Source organism: Bacillus sp. z33 (genome assembly GCF_058313615.1).
The window spans coordinates 586706-607012 of the sequence record NZ_JBZFQN010000002.1 but is presented as its reverse complement, the minus strand read 5'-3'; the positions used below and the strand labels follow the sequence as shown (position 1 = coordinate 607012).

The 20307-nt window shown below is 38.4% G+C and carries 19 protein-coding genes; 2 read left to right on the top strand and 17 right to left on the bottom strand.

Annotated features, from left to right (window positions below):
- Nucleotides 1–41 precede the first annotated feature (41 nt).
- The 13 genes from murG to AC4G3L_RS09940 form a co-directional block, all read right to left on the bottom strand.
- Nucleotides 42–1130: an undecaprenyldiphospho-muramoylpentapeptide beta-N-acetylglucosaminyltransferase gene (gene murG / locus AC4G3L_RS10000; protein WP_491076809.1), complete on the bottom strand. Its 1089-nt coding sequence runs from the start codon at nucleotides 1128–1130 to the stop codon at nucleotides 42–44.
- 176 nt (nucleotides 1131–1306) lie between these two features.
- On the bottom strand, nucleotides 1307–2413 hold the full coding sequence (gene spoVE / locus AC4G3L_RS09995; RefSeq protein WP_491076808.1) for a stage V sporulation protein E: 1107 nt from the start codon (nucleotides 2411–2413) through the stop codon (nucleotides 1307–1309).
- A gap of 134 nt (nucleotides 2414–2547) precedes the next feature.
- The gene (gene murD / locus AC4G3L_RS09990) at nucleotides 2548–3900 is read right to left on the bottom strand and encodes a UDP-N-acetylmuramoyl-L-alanine--D-glutamate ligase (protein WP_491076807.1); all 1353 of its coding nucleotides are present in this window, start codon (nucleotides 3898–3900) and stop codon (nucleotides 2548–2550) included.
- Nucleotide 3901: 1 nt separating this feature from the next.
- The gene (gene mraY / locus AC4G3L_RS09985) at nucleotides 3902–4876 is read right to left on the bottom strand and encodes a phospho-N-acetylmuramoyl-pentapeptide-transferase (protein WP_491076806.1); all 975 of its coding nucleotides are present in this window, start codon (nucleotides 4874–4876) and stop codon (nucleotides 3902–3904) included.
- A gap of 4 nt (nucleotides 4877–4880) precedes the next feature.
- On the bottom strand, nucleotides 4881–6371 hold the full coding sequence (locus AC4G3L_RS09980; RefSeq protein ID WP_491076805.1) for a UDP-N-acetylmuramoyl-L-alanyl-D-glutamate--2,6-diaminopimelate ligase: 1491 nt from the start codon (nucleotides 6369–6371) through the stop codon (nucleotides 4881–4883).
- Nucleotides 6372–6553: 182 nt separating this feature from the next.
- Nucleotides 6554–8482, bottom strand: a complete 1929-nt coding sequence (locus AC4G3L_RS09975; protein WP_491076804.1) for a stage V sporulation protein D — start codon at nucleotides 8480–8482, stop codon at nucleotides 6554–6556.
- A gap of 128 nt (nucleotides 8483–8610) precedes the next feature.
- Entirely contained in the window at nucleotides 8611–10815 is a 2205-nt protein-coding gene (locus AC4G3L_RS09970) for a penicillin-binding protein (protein ID WP_491076803.1), read from the bottom strand.
- The gene (ftsL, locus tag AC4G3L_RS09965; RefSeq protein WP_491076802.1) at nucleotides 10815–11165 is read right to left on the bottom strand and encodes a cell division protein FtsL; all 351 of its coding nucleotides are present in this window, start codon (nucleotides 11163–11165) and stop codon (nucleotides 10815–10817) included. Before ftsL ends, AC4G3L_RS09970 begins: the two co-directional genes overlap by 1 nt.
- Nucleotides 11166–11199: 34 nt before the next feature.
- Entirely contained in the window at nucleotides 11200–12135 is a 936-nt protein-coding gene (gene rsmH / locus AC4G3L_RS09960) for a 16S rRNA (cytosine(1402)-N(4))-methyltransferase RsmH (protein WP_491076801.1), read from the bottom strand.
- Nucleotides 12136–12166: 31 nt separating this feature from the next.
- Nucleotides 12167–12598: a division/cell wall cluster transcriptional repressor MraZ gene (gene mraZ, locus AC4G3L_RS09955; RefSeq protein WP_491076800.1), complete on the bottom strand. Its 432-nt coding sequence runs from the start codon at nucleotides 12596–12598 to the stop codon at nucleotides 12167–12169.
- A 274-nt stretch (nucleotides 12599–12872) separates the two neighbouring features.
- Nucleotides 12873–14495: a bacillithiol biosynthesis cysteine-adding enzyme BshC gene (bshC, locus tag AC4G3L_RS09950; protein WP_491076799.1), complete on the bottom strand. Its 1623-nt coding sequence runs from the start codon at nucleotides 14493–14495 to the stop codon at nucleotides 12873–12875.
- A gap of 76 nt (nucleotides 14496–14571) precedes the next feature.
- Complete coding sequence (locus AC4G3L_RS09945; protein ID WP_491076798.1) at nucleotides 14572–14961, bottom strand: DUF3397 domain-containing protein; 390 nt, start codon at nucleotides 14959–14961, stop codon at nucleotides 14572–14574.
- Complete coding sequence (locus tag AC4G3L_RS09940) at nucleotides 14962–15861, bottom strand: 2-dehydropantoate 2-reductase (RefSeq protein ID WP_491076797.1); 900 nt, start codon at nucleotides 15859–15861, stop codon at nucleotides 14962–14964.
- 181 nt (nucleotides 15862–16042) lie between these two features.
- Between AC4G3L_RS09940 and AC4G3L_RS09935 the strand changes: the two genes are divergently transcribed.
- Complete coding sequence (locus AC4G3L_RS09935; protein WP_491076796.1) at nucleotides 16043–16498, top strand: N-acetyltransferase; 456 nt, start codon at nucleotides 16043–16045, stop codon at nucleotides 16496–16498.
- 98 nt (nucleotides 16499–16596) lie between these two features.
- Here the strand turns inward: AC4G3L_RS09935 and AC4G3L_RS09930 are convergent, their stop codons facing one another.
- The 4 genes from AC4G3L_RS09930 to AC4G3L_RS09915 form a co-directional block, all read right to left on the bottom strand.
- Nucleotides 16597–17151 (bottom strand): RsfA family transcriptional regulator, encoded by a 555-nt coding sequence (locus tag AC4G3L_RS09930; protein WP_491076795.1) that lies wholly within the window; start codon nucleotides 17149–17151, stop codon nucleotides 16597–16599.
- 109 nt (nucleotides 17152–17260) lie between these two features.
- Nucleotides 17261–18016 carry an enoyl-CoA hydratase/isomerase family protein gene (locus tag AC4G3L_RS09925; protein WP_491076794.1) on the bottom strand — a complete coding sequence of 252 codons (756 nt, stop codon included), beginning with the start codon at nucleotides 18014–18016 and terminating at the stop codon, nucleotides 17261–17263.
- Nucleotides 18017–18070: 54 nt separating this feature from the next.
- Nucleotides 18071–18244, bottom strand: coding sequence for a 50S ribosomal protein L32 (rpmF, locus tag AC4G3L_RS09920; protein ID WP_066100735.1), 174 nt, complete (start codon nucleotides 18242–18244; stop codon nucleotides 18071–18073).
- Nucleotides 18245–18297: 53 nt separating this feature from the next.
- Nucleotides 18298–18831 (bottom strand): YceD family protein, encoded by a 534-nt coding sequence (locus tag AC4G3L_RS09915; RefSeq protein ID WP_491076793.1) that lies wholly within the window; start codon nucleotides 18829–18831, stop codon nucleotides 18298–18300.
- A 244-nt stretch (nucleotides 18832–19075) separates the two neighbouring features.
- Between AC4G3L_RS09915 and AC4G3L_RS09910 the strand changes: the two genes are divergently transcribed.
- Complete coding sequence (locus AC4G3L_RS09910) at nucleotides 19076–20287, top strand: nucleotidyltransferase (protein WP_491076792.1); 1212 nt, start codon at nucleotides 19076–19078, stop codon at nucleotides 20285–20287.
- The last annotated feature ends 20 nt before the right edge of the window (nucleotides 20288–20307 follow it).

The window sequence follows — 20307 nt, the reverse complement described above, 5'->3', positions numbered from 1 at the left end:
TTCTTACTCATTCCTATCCATTTCGCTCTGTTTCTTTATACTTATTGCAGTTTCTTAATGATTTGCAACAAACGGTTGGCAGAATCAGGTATTCCCATTTTCTTCGCTGCCTTTTTCATAGATTCGATTTTGGTTTGATCTAGCATGATTTCATCCATTGCTTTTATTAAAGAGCTACCATTTAATTCACTTTCTTTTATCATCAACGCCGCTCCATTTGCTACTAAGGCCTGCGCATTCTTTTCCTGATGATTATTTGTTACATATGGACTTGGTATAAGGATGCTGGCTACACCTAATGCAGTTAATTCCGCTAATGTTGTCGCTCCCGCTCTCGATACAACTAAATCAATAGAAGGGAGAATCTCCGGCATATTGTGTATAAACGGTTTAACAATGACATTATCCGGTGTACCTACTAAATCAAGTTCCTCTTTTACAGATTGGTAATGGATTTCACCAGTTATATAAATAATTTGATATGGTTTATCTTTTAATACTTCAATATTTTTTAAGACAGCTTCATTGATGGCTCTTGCTCCCCGGCTTCCTCCGAATATCAGGACAGACTGCATGCCTTTTTTAATCCCAAGTTGCTGGATTGCATTTGATCCAATATGTGAAACAACTTCTGAACCACGCGGATTTCCCGTTAGAATAACTTTTTCTTTTGGAAAATACTGCGATGCCTCTTCAAAGCTGATGGCTACCTTAGTAACATATCGACTCAAAAATTTATTTGTTAAACCTGGGACGCTGTTTTGCTCGTGAATAATCGTTGGTATCTTCATTTTAGATGCCGCATAAACGACCGGTCCACACACATATCCCCCCGTCCCTATTACGACGTTTGGTTTAAACTCTTTTAAAATTTTCTTGCTGTTCGAAACACCTTTTAAGAAACGCCAAATTGTTTTTACATTTTCGAAGCTTAAAGATCGTTTAAAACCTGTAATCTCAATCGCTTTAAAGTCAAGTCCTTCACGACTGACAAGATCTTTTTCTAATCCTTTTTCTGTACCTATATATAAAAAGGATGCCTCTGGATTTAATTTTTTAATTTCTCTTGCCATGGCAAGTGCAGGATAGATATGTCCACCTGTACCACCACCACTTAAAACAATTTTCATGATCGATTCACCTTTCACTTACATTGTCACTAACTATATGGTTTACCCATATTCTACTACACTCTAAACCAGGATTACATAGGTTCTTCGTTATATATATTGCTAAAAATACAATTATACTTAAATAATAATGACCTGTAAAAAAAAGAAGCTTAATGAATTAGCTTCATGTCACTTTAATAATTAGAATACCTGCTAATATTGAGCAATACACCTACCGCCATTAACATCAAAGTTAAGGAAGATCCCCCATAGCTTAAAAAAGGTAAAGTAATGCCTGTAACTGGCATAAGACCTGTTACAACCCCAATATTGATCATCACTTGTACGGCGATCATAACAATAATTCCAACTGACAGAAAAGCTCCGAATAAATCAGGTGCACCAAGCGCAATCCTGATACCTCTCCACAACAGAAGAGCAAAAAGCAGTATGACTAAAGAACCCCCTATAAAACCCAGCTCTTCTGAGAGAATAGCAAAAATAAAATCTGTTTGCGGCTCCGGTAAATAAAAGAACTTCTGCCTGCTTTGGCCAAGCCCCAGGCCAAACAACCCACCGGGTCCAATGGCATAAAGAGACTGAATAATTTGAAATCCACTTCCCAGAGGATCCTGCCATGGGTCAAGAAAAGATGTGATTCTCTTCATACGGTAAGGTGCTGATACAATTAGTCCAACAAAGCCTGCAACTCCGAGCATACCAAGGCCAATGAAATGGCTTATCCGAGCACCAGCGATAAAAATCATTGCTATACTAGTTCCTACCATTACTGTTCCTGTCCCAAGATCAGGCTGCATCATAATTAATCCAAAAGCTAAGAAAACCAGGCCCAAAGAAGGTCCTAAACCCTTTTTAAGTGTTGTTATGTACTTTTGCCTTTCGGATAAAAATTTTGCTAGAAAGACAATCATCGCCAGTTTCATAAATTCAGACGGCTGTATGGAAAAAGCGCCGACGCCAATCCAGCTCCGCGAACCGTTCCTAAGCGTTCCTACCCCCGGAATCAGAACGACAATCAATAAAACAAAACAAATTATAACCAAAGGTTTTGCCCACCTTCTCCAGTTCCAATAATCGATATTCATAATGACAAACATAGCTACAATCCCTACACCCGCAAATAATAATTGTCTTTTCGCAAAGAAGAAGGTGTCTCCAAATTTATATGTAGCCCATATCGCGCTGGCACTGTATACCATAATCAATCCAATTGTAAGTAAAGAAAGCATTGCTATGATTAAAATTAAGTCAGGAGTGGATTTTTTTGCAGGCACTTCCATGCACCTCTTCGTTTTAAATTAGGGAAGTATTTCTTTGTTGAAAGAATCCTAACAAAAAGAGACGACTTCAAAATCGTCTCTATTGCTTTCAAGCAGTACCTTTCATGAGAAATACTGACTCTTGAACAAGCTCCCTATTTTAACTTATGCACGGCATCCATAAACATGTCCCCACGGGCTTCAAAATTTTTATATTGATCCCAACTAGCACATGCCGGCGAAAGTAAAATAGTATCGCCACTTTCTGACAGCTTATACGCTTCATTGGCGGCTATAGCTACATTATCGACATGTTTTATTAGAGATATCCCTGCATTCTGTGCCGTTTTTATTAATTTTTCAGCAGTTTCTCCAAACACAATCATCGCCTTAGCATGACCTAGAAGAGGAATTAATTCATCAAAATCATTCCCACGGTCCAAGCCCCCCGCTAACAGGATTAAAGGACTTTTAAACGAAGATATAGCAGCTGATGCAGCTAAAATATTTGTTGCTTTTGAATCATTATAAAATTTCCGTCCATCTATTTCAGCAACATATTGCATACGATGCGCAACGCCTCTGAACGTTTTTAAGACATATTGAATCGCTTCATTGGATACACCATATAGTTTGACTGCTGCAACAGCAGCCAAAACATTTTCAAGATTATGTTTCCCAGGTAATACAACCTCATCAAGAGCTATTATTTTTTCATCCCTGAACCAAATAAATCCGTCTTTCGTGTAGCAACCTGTTTCATCAGCGATTTCAGTATTGAATGGAATAGAGGCGGCATTTGAATGTTCAGCCGCTTTTTTTGTGGCTTCCTGGCTTGCATTATAAATCAAAAAATCTGTGTCCTTTTGATTTCTCGTTATCTGCGCTTTTGCAAAAGCATATTCGTCTTTTGTGCCATGATAATCCAAATGGGCATCAAAAAGGTTTAAATAGACAGCAATATGCGGCCTGAACGTTTGGATCCCCATCAATTGGAAGGAGGATAATTCAATCACAATTACATTATCTTCTCTTGCTTCCTGGGCAACCCCGCTTGCCACAGTTCCTATGTTTCCAGCGATAAGAGGGTTTTTTCCACCGCGCTCTAGCATTTCATAGATCAACGTGGTCGTCGTCGTTTTACCATTCGTTCCGGTAATACCGATAAATGGCGCTTCAGAAATACGATAGGCAAGCTCAACTTCTGTAATAATTTCAATATTTTTCTTTAAAGCTTCCTGTATCATCGGGTTTGTATAAGGAATTCCAGGGTTCTTTACAATTAATTCGAACCCTTCATCCAATAATTCAATTGGATGGCTTCCGCAAACCACTTTAATGCCTTCTTCAAGTAATCCTTGCGCCTCAGGGTTTTCATTCAATGGCTTAAAATCATTTACCGTCACAAATGCACCTAATTTATGCAAAAGAGAGGCCGCACTCACACCGCTCTTCGCCAACCCTAGGACAAGTACTTTTTTTCTTAGATAATCGTTGATTTGCTTCATATTATAACCACACCTCTAAGTAGATTCCTAATATAGCGAAAAGTAATCCAACCGTCCAAAATGTTACAACTACACGCCATTCTGACCAACCGCTCAATTCATAATGGTGATGCAGTGGACTCATCTTAAATATACGTTTGCCTGTTGTTTTAAAAGAAGCTACCTGAATAATAACGGATAAAGTCTCAATTACAAAGATACCGCCAATAATCACGAGAAGTAATTCTAATTTCAGTAAGATGGCTACTGTAGCTATCGCTCCGCCTAAGGCAAGTGAGCCTGTATCCCCCATAAATACCTTAGCAGGGTGTGCATTAAAAACAAGGAATCCCAATACTGCCCCGACAACAGCTACACAAAATAAGGCAATATCGTATTCTTTTAAATTCCAGGCTAAAACAGCAAATGCCCCAAATGCAATAGCAGATGCCCCTGAAACCAAACCATCCAAGCCATCCGTTAAGTTGACAGCATTCGAAAAACCGACTAACCAGAATATAATAATAAAAATGTAAAACCAGCCAAAATCGATGCTGAAATCAGTCAAAGGGATGCTAATCTCAGTAGATAAATTGCTTTGTCTCATAATGAAATAAAAGATACAGGATATAACAATTTGTCCCAGTAATTTTTGCCTGGATGTTAATCCAAGATTTCTCTTCATGGCAATTTTAATAAAATCATCCAGAAAGCCGAGCAATCCAAACCCAATGGTTACGAATAACAGCAAATAAGTTTCAGTGCTTGGTTCTGCATATTTCCCTGTCATCACAAGGGTTGTAACAAGAATGGATAATAAGAATACAACGCCACCCATAGTAGGGGTACCTGTTTTTTTCTGATGTGATTTTGGTCCTTCTTCTCTAATACTTTGGCCAAATTTCAAGCGTCTCAAAAACGGAATAAAAATAGGAGAGAGAAGAACCGTTATTAAGAATGACACGAGTATTGTAAAAAATAAAACTTGCTCCAGCATGATTCTACTCCCTTTCTTCTTTTTGGTTCAATTGTAATTTTTGTTCAATGGCTTCAAGTGCTACTTCTTTATCATCAAAATGTAGGACTTCCTTACCTATGATTTGATAATTTTCATGTCCTTTGCCGGCAATCAAGACAACATCGCCAGGTTCTGCTTTGGAAACAGCATCAAAGATCGCTTCCTTACGGTCTGCAATTACCTTATAATCATAACCGGCCACTCCATTTTCCATATCAGCAAGAATAGATAAAGCATCCTCACTTCTTGGATTATCGGAAGTAAAGATTGGGTTTGAACTATATTCACATGCAACCCTTGCCATAATAGGACGTTTGGTACGATCTCGGTCACCGCCGCATCCAACAATGGTATACACTTTTTTAGCAGCAAACTCATTTATAGTCTTCAGAACATTTTCCAAACTATCCGGTGTATGGGCATAGTCGACTAACACAGTAAATTCCTGTCCGCCATAAACCGGCTCAAATCGGCCTGTAACTCCCTTGATTTCCTGTAATGATGATAGGATTTGTTGAATTGGAAGCCCTGAAACAAGCCCAACAGCAATAGCAGCCAGACAGTTATATACATTGAATTTGCCAATCATCGGGATTGTTACCGGACAGCTGTAATCTGGCGTTGTCAAAGTAAATTTTGTTCCTTCCGCTGTGATGACAATATCAGTAGCCCTTACATCTGCTTTTTGGATAATGCCATATGTGACTACACTGGCAGGAGTTACTTTTTCAAACATAATGGATGCCGAATCATCTGCATTTAATATGGCATATTTCGGTTGATTATCGAGATAGGTATTTCCTAAACGGGAAAATAATAAACTCTTCGCATAGCGATAGTTTTCCATCGTTCCATGGTAATCAAGATGATCCTGGGTTAAGTTTGAAAAAACAGCAATATCGTAATCACAACCAAATACACGCCCCATATCGAGTGCATGTGATGACACTTCCATAACTGCAGTATGTACATGATTTTTTACCATATCTGCAAATGTTTTTTGTAATGTCAGACTATCAGGTGTTGTATTTTTGGTTTCGTATTTCTCAGATCCAATTTTGGTATACATGGTTCCGATTAAACCTGTTGTATAGTTTGCATCTTGAAATATTTTTTCAACCAGATGACTAATTGTTGTTTTTCCATTAGTACCGGTAACTCCAATCAGATTAAGCTTTTGAGTTGGATGTCCATAAAAGAAATCGGCTAATAAAGCCATTACTTTTTGGGTACTTTTAACAATTACTACGGGGACATTTAGAGATAGCGGCTTCTCCGAAATAATAGCAACCGCTCCATTTCTAACCGCCTCTTCTGCAAGATTATGACCATCGACAGTATATCCCTTAATACAGATAAACAAACTGCCTTCTTTTACTCTGCGGTGGTCATTCTCAACGGATGAAATAAGAGGGTTCCCCTCTCCCTGTTTCTGTTTAAACGGTATTCTTGAGATTAATTCATCGAGTTTCATAAAACTGTTCCTTTCTTTTTTAAAGCAATCTTCATTATTGTATCGTAATTCAAGACGTTTAGAAATAATAAAGTATATAATCTTCCGTCAGGTGAAACGAATAACCGCTTTCATCGTTTTTAAAGAACGAAGAGGCAGCTGAATGAAAGAATATCAGCCACCATTTTTCTCTGCAGACGCTATTATTCATCTGCAGAGTCTTCTTTCAGATAAATTCGTATCGTAGAACCTTCTTTTAACTTAACACCCGCTGCCGGTGATTGCTGAACAATTCGGTTCCCGCTTCCCGACTTTTCTACTTTAAACGTAGAATATTGCTCACCTAAATCCTTTAATGTCATTCCAATCAAATCAGGAACTTCTTCCATTCTCGGATCTAAGTAGTTTTTCTCTTTCTCTACTTGATTTTTACGCGGTTTAACACCAAGGGCCGGTAAACTGTCCTTCATGATTCTTCCTACAATTGGTGCCGCTACAACTCCCCCAAATTGGACTGTATCTTTCGGATTATCGATTGCCAGATAGACAACCAATTGCGGATCATCTGCAGGAGCAAAACCAATAAACGAGACAATAAAATTATTTTCTAAATATCTCCCGTTTTGAGCTTTTTGTGCTGTACCGGTCTTCCCTCCGACTCGATAACCATCGACAAAGGCACCTTTACCTGAGCCCTGTGCCACGACCGTTTCCAGAGCCTCACGTATTTCCTTTGATGTTTCTTTTGATATAACGTTTCTTTTTGCCTTTGGCGTTTTTTTAATGATGGTTTCCCCGGTAGCGGGATTAACAATTTCTTTGGCAATGTAAGGGGTATAAAGCGTCCCTCCATTGATGGCAGCCGACACTGCCATCACTTGTTGAATTGGCGTAACCGATACACCCTGACCAAAAGCAGTTGTTGCCTGTTCAATGGGCCCAACTCGTTTTATATTAAATAAGATTCCCTTTCCCTCTCCCTGCAAGTCAATACCTGTTTTCTCTCCGAATCCAAAATCGTGAATATAATTAAATAATTTTTCTTTGCCCAGTCTTTGACCAAGCTCAACAAATCCAGGGTTACAGGAATTTTGAACAACTTCGAGAAACGTTTCAGACCCATGCCCCCCGCGTTTCCAGCATCTTAAATTGGCACCTCCCACTTTTGTATATCCCGGGTCAAAAAAGTGATCATTTTTCAGATCCACTTTCCCTTCTTCGAGTGCTGCCGCCAACGTAATAATCTTAAACGTAGATCCAGGTTCATAGGTACTCCAAACAGGCAGATTCCGATTATAAATCTCAGGAGCTACATTTCTAAAGTTACTCGGATCAAATGTAGGTCTGCTTGACATCCCCATTATTTCACCTGTATTTGGATTAACAGCTATCGCAATGATCCCATCCGGATTATAGGTTTCCTGAGCAATTTCAAGTTCTCTATCGATAATGGTTTGTATTCGGTTATCAACCGTTAATTTTAAATCATAGCCATTTTCCGGAGCCTTATAGTCATCAGCCATATTCTCCATCCGTTTGCCCTTGGCATCCGCATAAAACTTTACATATCCTTTTTGTCCTTTCAGTTCGTCATCGTAGGCTAACTCAAGACCCATTAATCCCTGATTATCAATACCCGCAAATCCGAGAACATGCGCCAGAGCAGAGCCTTTAGGATAATAACGAATCGAATCCTCCGCAATATACACCCCTTTTAAGTTTAAATCTCTGATTTGTTTTGCTTTCCTATGGCTGATTTTTCTGCCTTCAGGTATTTTGACAATAGATGTATTAGAGGTTATTAGTTTAAATGCTTTGTCCGTTCTCATATTTAATACAGTGGCAATCTGTTTAGCAGTCTCCGCTGCGTTTCCTATTTGGCGAGGGACTACATAGACAGTAGGGGCAGATTTATTTGTTGCATACACCACTCCATTTCTGTCCTTTATTTCTCCACGTTTAGGTTCAAATGGTACATTTCTGCTCCAAGAATCTTTAGCTAAACCAGTCAGAAAATCACCTAAATAAAACTGAACATATCCAAGTCTGATAATAATGACTAAAAATATCAGCAACCCTATCACCAGTGTTGCAATTAATCGTCTTCGGACAGTAATATTTGATGCTCTCATCCTCTCTCCTCCAATGCATGACTCCTTTTTCACTGTATGCTTGTACACTTCACTTTATGTCTATGCAATAAGGAAAGAAAACAGGCCTGACAGCTTTAGTGCAGCTGTCAGGCCTGTTAATAATCATTCTAGTCAGAAACTTCATCCTCTTCTTTTGTTTCGGAAGATTTCTCTTTTGATTTTTCATATATCGTTTTGGGATTTTCAAATTGGACTACCAGAAAAGCATCATTCTCTAATTTTTTGCCTGCTTTTGGTTTTTGCGTAACTGCATAGCCAGATCCTGAAGTATTCAAATCAACATCCATCAAGGAAGCTGCCTTCATAACATCTCTGATTGACCATCCCGAAAAATCAGGGACTGTTAGATCCCCATCTGTAAGAAGAAGAACCTTCTCCCCTTGTATCATTTTGCTTCCAGCACTCGGTGATTGTTTAGATACTCTGGTACCATTACCTATTACGATAGGTGTCAAACCAAGTTCATCAATCTGTGACTTAGATACCTCTACATTTGTATCGGTTAATTTAGGCACTTCACTGATAGATTTTTTCTTCGTATCGTCTGACTTAATATTTAAGTACTTTAATGTATTCTCCATCACTGAGTTAAACACTTGGGATACCGGCGCAGAGCCTGATTCACTTTCTTTGATCTGAGGCTGTTGGATAGCAACATAAACGACAACCTCTGGATTATCTTTAGGTGCCATACCCAAGAAAGAAAACAAATAATTTTCATGACCGGTAGCATAGCCGGCTCCGCTTTGACTTCGAATTTGTGCTGTACCCGTTTTACCGATAACATCATAACCATCTAATTTATACGGCTTTCCCGTTCCGTTTTTGGAGGTTACGACCGTTTCCAATATATCACGAACCTCAGCCGCCGTTTTTTTCGAAACAGGAGTTCCAGCAACGGTAGGTTTTGTTTCTTTTAAAACTTTATTTGTATTGGAATCCATAATCTTCTCTACCACATATGGCTTCATCATTTTACCATCATTAGCGATGGCAGTCGCTGCCTGAATCATTTGGATCGGTGTTACAGTTGATCCCTGCCCAAACGCAGTCGTGATTTTTTCGGATTTATATTTATAAACGAACTTTCCGGTTGTTTCACTTGGCAAATCAATACCGGTCTTTTTACCAAACCCAAATTTCTCAAAGTATGTTAAAAGTTTGTCCGAACCAATCTTTTCATCAGCCAATTTAGCGAAAGCAACATTGGACGATCGTTGTACTCCTTCAAGATAGGTAATCTCACCCCAACCAGCTCCACCATTATGATCTCTGATTGGTTTTGAACCTTCCATCTTATAGATGCCGGATTTAAATTTCTCATTAGGATTAAATACGCCTTCTTCCACTGCAGACGCCAGCGTAAAAATCTTCATCGTAGATCCTGGCTCTAACGACTCTTCAATAGACAGATTTTGCCAAGTATCAGTTAGACCATCACGAGTGTTCAAATCAAATGTAGGCCGTTGTGACATGGCCAGTATCTTTCCAGTCTTTGGATCCGCTACAATCCCAATCATTTTAGTTGGATTGTATTTCTTATTGACCTCTGACATGGCATCCTCTAAGAAGATTTGGATCTTTTTATCCAGTGTTAACTGAATAGATGCTCCATTCGAAGGCTCGTTCACTACCGTCTCTTTATTAGGAAGGATATTCCTCCAGAGATCGCCCTCGAACTTAATTGAACCATCTTTTTCCTGTAAATACTGATCCAATTCTTTTTCAAGCCCCAATGCCCCGGTTGTTTTCCCCGTTTCTTCATCATTTTCAACAAAGCCTATAACATGTGATGAAAAGATACCATTAGGGTAAAACCTTTTGGTATCTTTCACAAAAGTTATACCAGGTAAATTTAATTCTTCAATATCATTTTTCTGCTGGTGGGTTAAATCGCGTCCGGCAGCACCAAATTCAGTTTGATACAGCCCCTTTTTTTTCAGGCGTTTTAATATTTCACTTTCATCCATGTCAATATGCTCAGCTAATACCCTTGCTGTTTCTTCTTTATCTACCACGTGCTTTGGCTTTTCTGGATTTTCGGTTATAGAAGAATTAAGCAGAGCTATCAGTTTATAGGTGGATGTATCCCTAGCAAGGACCTCCCCGTTTTTATCAACGATTGTTCCTCTTTGTGCTGATAATGTGCGGGTAACTTCATATTTATCCTGCGCTTTTGCAGCGAGCTCCTGGCCCCCGGCAACCCCTGTATACTGAATGTACAAAAAGCGGAAAAATACTACACAAAAAAGCAGCCCAAATATTAGAAATAAAAGTGCTGCTCCCTTATTACGGCTTTTTTTATTACTCATTAATCCTGCACTACCTTAACATTTTTATCTTTTAGTGTTAATCCCAATTCTTTGGCTTTTTGCCAGATTCGGTCATATGTACTTAACTCGCTCACTTGGTCAGCATAGTCTTTATTCGTCTTTTCCTGGTTCTCTATTTTGCTTTCGAGGGCGATAATTTCGCTATTGGTTGAGTAAATATTCGCCTGTGCAGAGATTATTTTCACCGCAAAGAAAGCGATAAACAAAGAGAACGTTAAATAAAGAACCTTCTCACCAATCGTTATGCCGCCTTTTACCGTTACCTTCTTTGTCTGTGCTCCTGCATGACGTTGCTGTTCTTCCTGAAGTTTTCTTGCTAAACTACTCAAGTCTATCCCCTCCCACAAATGGTATCTTACTTTTTTATTTTATCTTTTCCGCTACTCTTAACTTAGCTGAGCGTGCTCTTTTATTAGCTTCTAATTCTTCCTCGCTCGGTAATATCGGCTTTCTCGTAATCAGCTTTAATTCAGGTTCAAATTCTTTTGGTATTACCGGTAATCCGTGTGGTAATGGCGGTAATTCTGAGTGCTCTTTAAAAAAGCTCTTGCATATGCGATCTTCCAAAGAATGGAAAGTGATAACAGAAATTCTGCCACCTTTATTAAGCATTGGCATCACTTTTTCTAAAGACACTTCAAAAACTCTAAGTTCATCATTCACTGCTATACGTATAGCCTGGAAAATTCGTTTTGCGGGATGTCCGCCTTTTCGCCTTGCCGGAGCAGGGATCGCATCTTTGATAATATCTACCAAATCAAACGTTGTACAAATAGGCCCAATCTCTCTGGCCTGTTCAATTTTCCGAGCAATTTGTTTGGAAAACTTTTCTTCCCCATATTTGAAGAAAATCTTCACCAACTCTTCATATTTCCAGCTGTTCACTACATCGTAGGCTGTTAAAGGAGATGATTGATCCATTCTCATGTCAAGTTGTGCATCATGATTATAGCTGAATCCTCTTTCCGGGGTATCAAACTGCGGAGACGAAACACCCAGATCGTATAGTACTCCATCTATTTTTGTAACACCAATTTCAGCAAGTTTTTCGTCCAAATAAACAAAATTACTATTTAATAATGTTACCTTGTCCATGTATGGCTCAAGTTTCTTTTCCGCATGCTTTAATGCAGTCTCATCCTGATCAAACGATATTAGTCTTCCTTGATCAGATAAAGACTTAGCGATCAATTCACTGTGTCCTGCGCCCCCAAGGGTACAATCTACATAGATTCCGTCAGGTTTAATATTCAGTCCATCCACAGCTTCTTTTAATAGTACAGTCGTATGATTAAACATTTCTTCACCTTCCTGAAAGGAAGTATGCGCATTAAATATCAAAACCAATCATATTTTCAGCAATCTCTGAGAAAGATTCTTCGGATTCCGAGAAATACTCTTCCCATATTGATTTACTCCATATTTCTATCCGGTTAGATACTCCTAAAACTACGCATTCTTTTTCCAATTTCCCATAGTTTAAAAGTGGTCCCGGGATGTTCACACGTCCCTGTTTATCCAGTTCGCATTCAGTAGCGCCTGAAAAAAAGAAACGGGTAAATGCTCTTGCGTCCTTCTTTGTAAGTGGAAGGCCTTTTAGTTTTTCTTCAAGTTGAGACCATTCATCCAGCGGATATCCAAACAAGCATTGATCAAGGCCGCGAGTAATGACAAACATATCGCCTAAACTATCTCTAAATTTAGATGGTATGATAATGCGTCCTTTCGAATCAATCGAATGATGGTATTCACCCATGAACATGTCCTTCACCCCACTTCTCCAATTTAGCGTACCACATCCCCCCACTTTTCACCACAATTTATATAAAAAAATTTTATATTCGGATAAAACATTTGATGCACATAATAAAGTTTTCCAGAGAGGCAATCAATAATAAAAAAACTGCCTTTTAAAGACAGTTTTTTTGAATACTAATATCTGTGTTTTAAGGTGCTGATTCCTCTACTACTTCCTTTTTTTAGTTCATATTTATTGTCAAACCGAGCGGATTGTTCCCTTCGTTTATACCTATCCTCTATATAAATACGACATAATGCGATCCATCGAATTCGAGCGATTCCGCCAAAAGCTGTTCCACCCATGATGTCCCGTATTGATTGAAAAAGTCGAAAGGATTAAGAATTCTTTCTTGAAGGCCGCCTGCCGGATGAAGCCTATTTTCGACACGATTGTATTTTCCAATCGTCTCTTCGTTTTTTCTCTCTAGATGGCTCTCCACTTTTTTCTGCATAAAAAGAAGCTGTTCTTTAATTATCTGGCGGTTTTTTTCGAATAGAGGTTCCAATCCTTTATCGAAATCAACCGCTTTATGTTGCCAGTCAAGATGGGCTGTTTCTAAATTTTTTATTATACTGCTATATGTATCTGGAGCCTGTTTTCGTAACTCATCCAGATAAACTTCCTTCTCTTCTGAACAACCTCTTTTTAATATTTTTTCTAAAGAAAGATTAAGTTCTTCCAATAACCTTTCCACATTTCTTTCTAATAGAGTAAAGGAAAGTCGTGGCCATATTGGAGGCATTTTTTCTCCAACCATATCAAACGCAGGCTTAATTTCACTCCAATACGCAATCTCGCCTGGTCCGGCTATAAAACCTAATACCGGAAAGAGTTTTTCCTGCAAAAGCGGACGGGAAACAACATTTGTACTGAAATATTCGGGATGCTTTGAAAGCAAATGATCCAGTTCTAGTTGAGATAATTTAATGCCGCTTCCCTTTCCAACTAAGTCACTCGTCGCTTCTTCACGTTCGAGCAGCAATCGATTGCTGGTGGAAGGTTCGTAATAAAACAGATTCGTACACCGTTCATCCAGTTCAATAACAGGACTATATCCGTTTTCTTCCAAAAGATTTTGCTGTTTGATTACAGCTTTGCTAATCTCCGTTTCATAGGCAATCTGCTGATACACAGGACCAGCCAATTTTCTAAAATCTGCATCACCTGAATCTACCAACAATAGGCCTTGATCTTTAAATAAATCGTTTATAAGGCTGGCGAAAAAATCTGTAAGCGTTTCAGATTTCTCAATCGTTTTTTCTGCCCAATCTAACAATTTATTTGTACGATCCGTTTCTCCCCATAAAGAAAAAACATCATTTAGCCATTTTTTTGCTACATCAGTATCCAATACAATATCAGATATCATTTTTTTCGATAAAGGTTTTTCCGGATATACGATTTTTTTTAATTCAGATCCTTCTTCAGCATATACATGATTAACCTCAGGAAAATCATGATCCTCACCCGCAATCCAAAAAATAGGGACGACCGTTTTATTTAATCTTTCACTTTGTTCCTTTGCCAGTTTAATAATCGAAATAATCTTATGGATAGAATACAGCGGACCAGTCAATAAACCTGCTTGCTGACCTCCGATAATAACGAATGCATCCTCACGCAAGGCATTGATGTTTTCCTTAACTCGCTCGGACATTCCATATTTACTCATGAATGATTGGATATAGGATGCCATTTCTATTCGTGGATAAGTCTGTTCCTCCAGCCAATCCGCTCGATCCTGTATATGGCTCTCATTTTTCCAATCATACTCTGTAAAAGCTTTATTTATTTCTCCTTTGAGATAGTCTGATGCAAAACTATTCAAAGCAGGAAGATTCATTTTTATGTATTCCATCAAGGTTGTCTCCTTTTGAACAAATTCATATACAGTATATCATTCCCTTTGATGCCTTAAAAACCTATTGCTTCACCTATATAAAAACCGCAAAAATTCTCTCGGTAATACCAATGACAGCCAATAAAAAATAGCCAATAGAGAAAAGTAGAAACGCGGCTCTCCAAAAGCTTGTGAAAACTCTTTTTAAATCAACCTCTTCCCTTACTTTATAATGCATAAACAAGACAATTGATGCTAATAAAATCAAGGTAATCATGATGATCCATAGATATGAATGTTCAAAAAGAGCAATGACAGCGTAATGAACTGCCATAATCAGAAAAAGAGTCGTAGCATCTGCAGAAAGCCTCACTGCTTTTTTATTATTTTTAAATTTCTTCCGTGATAGTATATACACGATCATATACACAATTACCGGCATGATAACACAAGCAGCAATAAGTCCTGCCAGTAAGCTATCCAATCAAATCTCCCCGCTTTCTTCCATCCCACATACCATCGTATACAGCAATTGACATTGAGGTGACGGGATGTCATGTTTCTTTGCTTCCCGAATGCAATAGCCCAGGATTGCGTCTATTTCTGTTTTTCTGCCTAACTGAAGATCCCTTAACATAGAAGATGTATTTTTTGCTGTACGATCACATATTTTGGATATTTTTTCAAAATAGTCTCGATGCTCTGACGGTGGAATTAAAAGCGAATCACAAACCTCACGGCAAACAGATTCCATCATCTTAACATAATATGTATTTTCTATTAATTCTCCATTACGAACCCTAAGAACACCTGTAAGGGGATTGATTACTGAATTAATAATCAATTTTTCTAGATGAATGGGCCATATATCAGGAATCACCTGTACAGGAAAGCCATTGATATCCAAATTTTTAATGCCTTTGACCTCAATTCCTTTGAATAGTCCAATTTTTATCATTCCACTACCGGTATGGTGAACTGTATGGTCATTTTTACGAATGGCACCATGTTCAATAATACCGGTGTAGATAGTGGAAACCCGCATTCGAGGTAAAAAATTAAAATGATCCATCCCATTTTGCAAAAAGACCAGACACGATGCGTTCTCTTCAAGTAAAGGCATCAGTTCCTTAATAGCTGTCTGCTTTACGGTAAGTAGAATAATATCTTGATTTCGAATAGATTGTGCCGATTTTTCAATACATAATGCATGAATATGATTATAGAGATGCTCGTAATCATCAGCAATCAGGCTAATACCTTTTTCATTGATTTCTTTGGCTTGTCTTTGGGTATGTGAAAAAAGCGTAATTTGATGGTCATTGCTTAATCTTGCAGCAATTAATAATCCAATCGACCCACCGCCAATTATCCCAACCTTCATTTTGCCCTCCAAGACCTTTTGCAATAATTGTAACAAAAGGATTGAATGATGAAAAGATAACGGACCACTGTTTTCTTCTTAATGAATTGAAATGATTAAAAAATATGATTTTTCTTAAAATTTAGCTATAATGGTAATATAAGTTATAGCTTTTTTCACATACATATAAGGGGGATATGAGATGAGTGTAAGGGTTGAAAGATTACTTATTAATTACAGAACACTTGAAGAATTTAAGAAGTTTAAGGAATATGGTTTGCAAGAATTATCCATGCTCGAGGACTTACAAGCAAATCTGATCGAAGATAACAGCGAATCACCTTTTTACGGCATCTACTTTGTAGATAAATTAGTTGCTCGAATGAGCCTTTATAAAATCGATGCTAAGTATGATAAATATTTCGATCCGCCTCAGGAATATTATGAAATTTGGAAACTAGAAGTATTACCCGACTATCAGAATAAAGGCTATGGCTCTCTATTGGTTCAATTCGCAAAAAATCTTGGCCTGCCCATTAAAACAAATCCACGAGTCCACTCGCGCAGCTTTTGGGAAAAACAGGGTTTCCAACCTGTAGAGTATGATATGGAAAGAGACTTGGGAGAAAATCCCCTTAAATGGCAGCCTGCAGAATGATTATTAGATACATTTTGAGCTTTCTATTAGAGAAAGCTTTTTTTATCCAAAAGTAATATAAGAAGCATACCTTATATGGCATGCTTCCAAAGGTATATTTATTTACCCTCCGATAATTGGCGTGCACGATTCAGTAAATCGAGCAAACCACGATAATCCTTTTCCATTTGTTTAAATTGATTTTCTATTGTATCTCTCTCTTGAACCAAATAATCCGTATGCTTTTTTAACTCTGAATATTCCTTTAGCAATTCCTCTGATGATCGGAATGATTGTTCTTCCAACTTACTTTTTAAACTAATCAAATAAGCAATAACCATTTCTAAAGACAGGCTTAGCTCGGCATCGTCATTTTTTTCGACAGTAAGTTTATGCGTTTCCTGGTTTGGCAGTTCTGTTTTTATTTCAAGAGTCCCAAACGTTTTCTTCAAGTTTTTACGTGCTTTTTTGGCTATTTCTATCCCTTCTAAATATTGCTTACGCACATAAGAATTCCATCTGAATCCACACGCAGCAGAAGTTCTCGACAACCCCTTACCAACCTCTTCAAACGCTTTCAACTGTGTGCTGCCCTCACGAATATGTCGTAACACTACCTCCGCCAAATAGACATCCTCATCCTGTGACCACCCATCCTGCCTGGAGCCTGTCATCCTCTATTCCCCCCATCATGCAATCAAATCATAATATTCATTCATATGCATCTGGTAGGAAAGATAGAATAAACAAGATTCTATTAACACGATAATTGAATTTACTTTGTTACTTATTTTGAAATCGTTTCATGGCTTCTATATGTATCGGTAATTCCCATAATTCAGAACATCGTTTAATTTCTTCATTCATTCTTATTTGTAGACCGGATACCTCCCTTTTACGAACCACAACATCTTTAAAAGCAATTAAAGGCTGAATATCATTCTTCATAATAGGCTCAATTATTGAAAAAACAGTATCGTCGTTTATTTCTTCCAAGATACCATTCACAAATCCATGGGCATATGCCTCATTTGCTGAAAATCTCTTCCCTGACATTAACCAGTCCAATCCAATTGCCTCAGTAACCTTTTCAAGCAAAAGAGTTCCGCCTCCCCAGCCGGTTGTAATTCCTTGTTCAACTTGAATAAAGCCCATTAAACTTCCCTTTCTTGCATAACGAAAATCACACGCTGCAGCCAATTCCAATCCGCCGCCAAGAGCATGCCCATTCAAAAATGCAAAAACAGGCTTCGGCAAAATAGCTATTTTATACAAAATATCTCCCATACGAGATAACATTTGATAAGCATCCCTTTTGTTATCAAGTAGGTGGAATTCTTTCAAATCTCCACCAGAACAAAAAACGTCACCAGTTCCAGTTATCACTAGGGCTTTAAGGTTTTGATCTGATTTTACTCGTTCAAGGGCTTTTTCCAATAAATTCATCAACTCAAAATTAATTGCATTTCTAACCTCGGGGCGGTTCAGTGTGATCAGTAAATAATTCTCCTTAATCTCGTATATCACTTCATTCAGCATGAATATCTCCCCTTACAAAAAAAACACAGGTTTCCCTGTGTTTTTTCGAGTTGATTATTTATTTACAACTTCTTTTCCTTTGTATGTTCCACATGCTTTACAGATACGGTGTGATAATTTCATTTCACCGCAGTTTGGGCATTCAACCATACCAGGGACTTGAAGTTTGAAATGCGTACGACGCAATCTCTTTCTAGTTTTCGAAGTTCTTCTGAAAGGTACAGCCATGTTTTACACCTCCTTAAAAAAACAATGGTTCTATGGAAGACTTATGTAGTCTTTCATTTTTTACTGTTATCATCATTGTTGTCAAAAAAATGGGCCAACTTTGCCAGTCTTGGGTCAACCTTTTTAACTTGCTGGTCCTCTAAAACTAATTCCCAGTCATCTCCCGCTTGTGGAGCACCGTTAACAGGCTGATCCGTATCACAGAATACCTGTAATGGAATTTCTGTGATAATGATTTCTTTGACTACCGGCGTTAGATCAACTACATCTCCCTCAGCCAAATGGTATTCTCCATCCTCTGTAACCATACCTTCATACTGATTGAAAAGATAGGTCTCTGTTGTTTGAACATCAATTGGGAATGGGACATCGACCAAGGTTCTTGAACATGGTAATGTTAATGTACCTGATATTTTCAGATGAAAAGTAACTCGATTAGAACTTAAGTCAGCCTTTCCAAATACACGAATCGGTGAAATATCACGAATTTGTGGATCTGTATCTTTTAGTTCAGATAAATCTGCTGTCTCATCTACATTAAACCCATTGTCGCGAATTTTCTGCAGTTGTGGAATTGTCCATTTCATATTATATCACCTCAAGGCAACAAAGGTAATTATAGCTTTGGTAAATTCATTTGTCAATGTTTTTTCTTTACAGCCATATGTGATACCCTTATGCAAATTTTAAGCACTTGTCCACTTATTCTACCCGAAATATGTCGTTTTGAAAACAGAATAAATTCACCGCCTGAGTTTCTACGAAGCTTGCTTCTTGATAACTCCATCATTTACTATTAAAAAAACAACTATTTATCAGGAGGTGGATCATGTGAATGCCCTGGGACTTGTTGTGGAATATAACCCTTTTCATAATGGACATTTATTCCATTTGCAACAATCTAAAGCTATTACAAATGCAGACGTGACAATAGGTGTAATGAGCGGAAATTTTTTACAGCGAGGAGAGCCTGCCCTGGTGGATAAATGGTCTAGAACCGCAATGGCATTAAAGGCTGGCGTTGACCTGATCATCGAGCTTCCATTCGTCCATGCCGTCCAGAAAGCCGAATATTTTTCCGAAGCGGCTATTCTCCTACTAGAAGAAGTTGGCTGTAAGTCAGTTTGTTTCGGCAGCGAGCAAGGTGAGATTGAACCTTTTATACATACATACACGATTATCCAAGAAAATTTAGACATAATTGACCAACGGATTCAGCATTACAGCAAGGAAGGATACAGCTATCCAAAAGCTGCATCTCTGGCCTACACAGAACTACAAGCTCGTTATCCGGCCATGCTTTCACTGGACCAGCCTAATAATATCCTTGGCTATCATTATGTATCCGCAATTTTAAAACATAATTTATTAATTGAACCAGCGACCATTAAACGGACGGGATCTGGATATCACGATCCTATTCTAAAGCCCGGAACGATTGCGAGTGCAACCGGCATCAGAAAAGAAGTTATGAAAAGCGGCAATCTGGAAGCCATCTCATCCTTTGTTCCGGAGGCAACGTTTGCACTTTTGGAGGACTATATGATGGAGAATCGGACCCTGCACAATTGGGATCTTTATTGGCCATTCTTAAAAGTTAAATTGATTACGACACCGCCTGAATCACTGGCTCAAATATATGAAATGAAGGAGGGCTTACAAAATCGATTAATTGAGGCGGCAGAACGCGCCGGTACTTTCATAGAATTTATGTCATTCATTAAAACGAAGCGCTATACCTGGACGAGATTACAAAGGATTCTTACCTATACCCTTTTAAACTTCACAAAAAATGAAATGCCTCAAAGCCTTTTTCCGCCGTACATACGCGTGTTGGGATTTACCGCTGCCGGGCAACAATATTTAAAAAGCATAAAAAAGGATAAAGGAAATCTCTTAATTTCCCGCCTTGCCGCCTGCGAAGACCCACTAATCGAAATAGACAAGCGGGCTGCCATGGTTCACGCTGCCGTCCTCCCTCCAGAGGTTTCTCTGAGGGCTCAGAAACGTGAATTTATGGCGCCTGTTGTCTTGTCGAATTAAAAAAGAATAGCCATTGATTC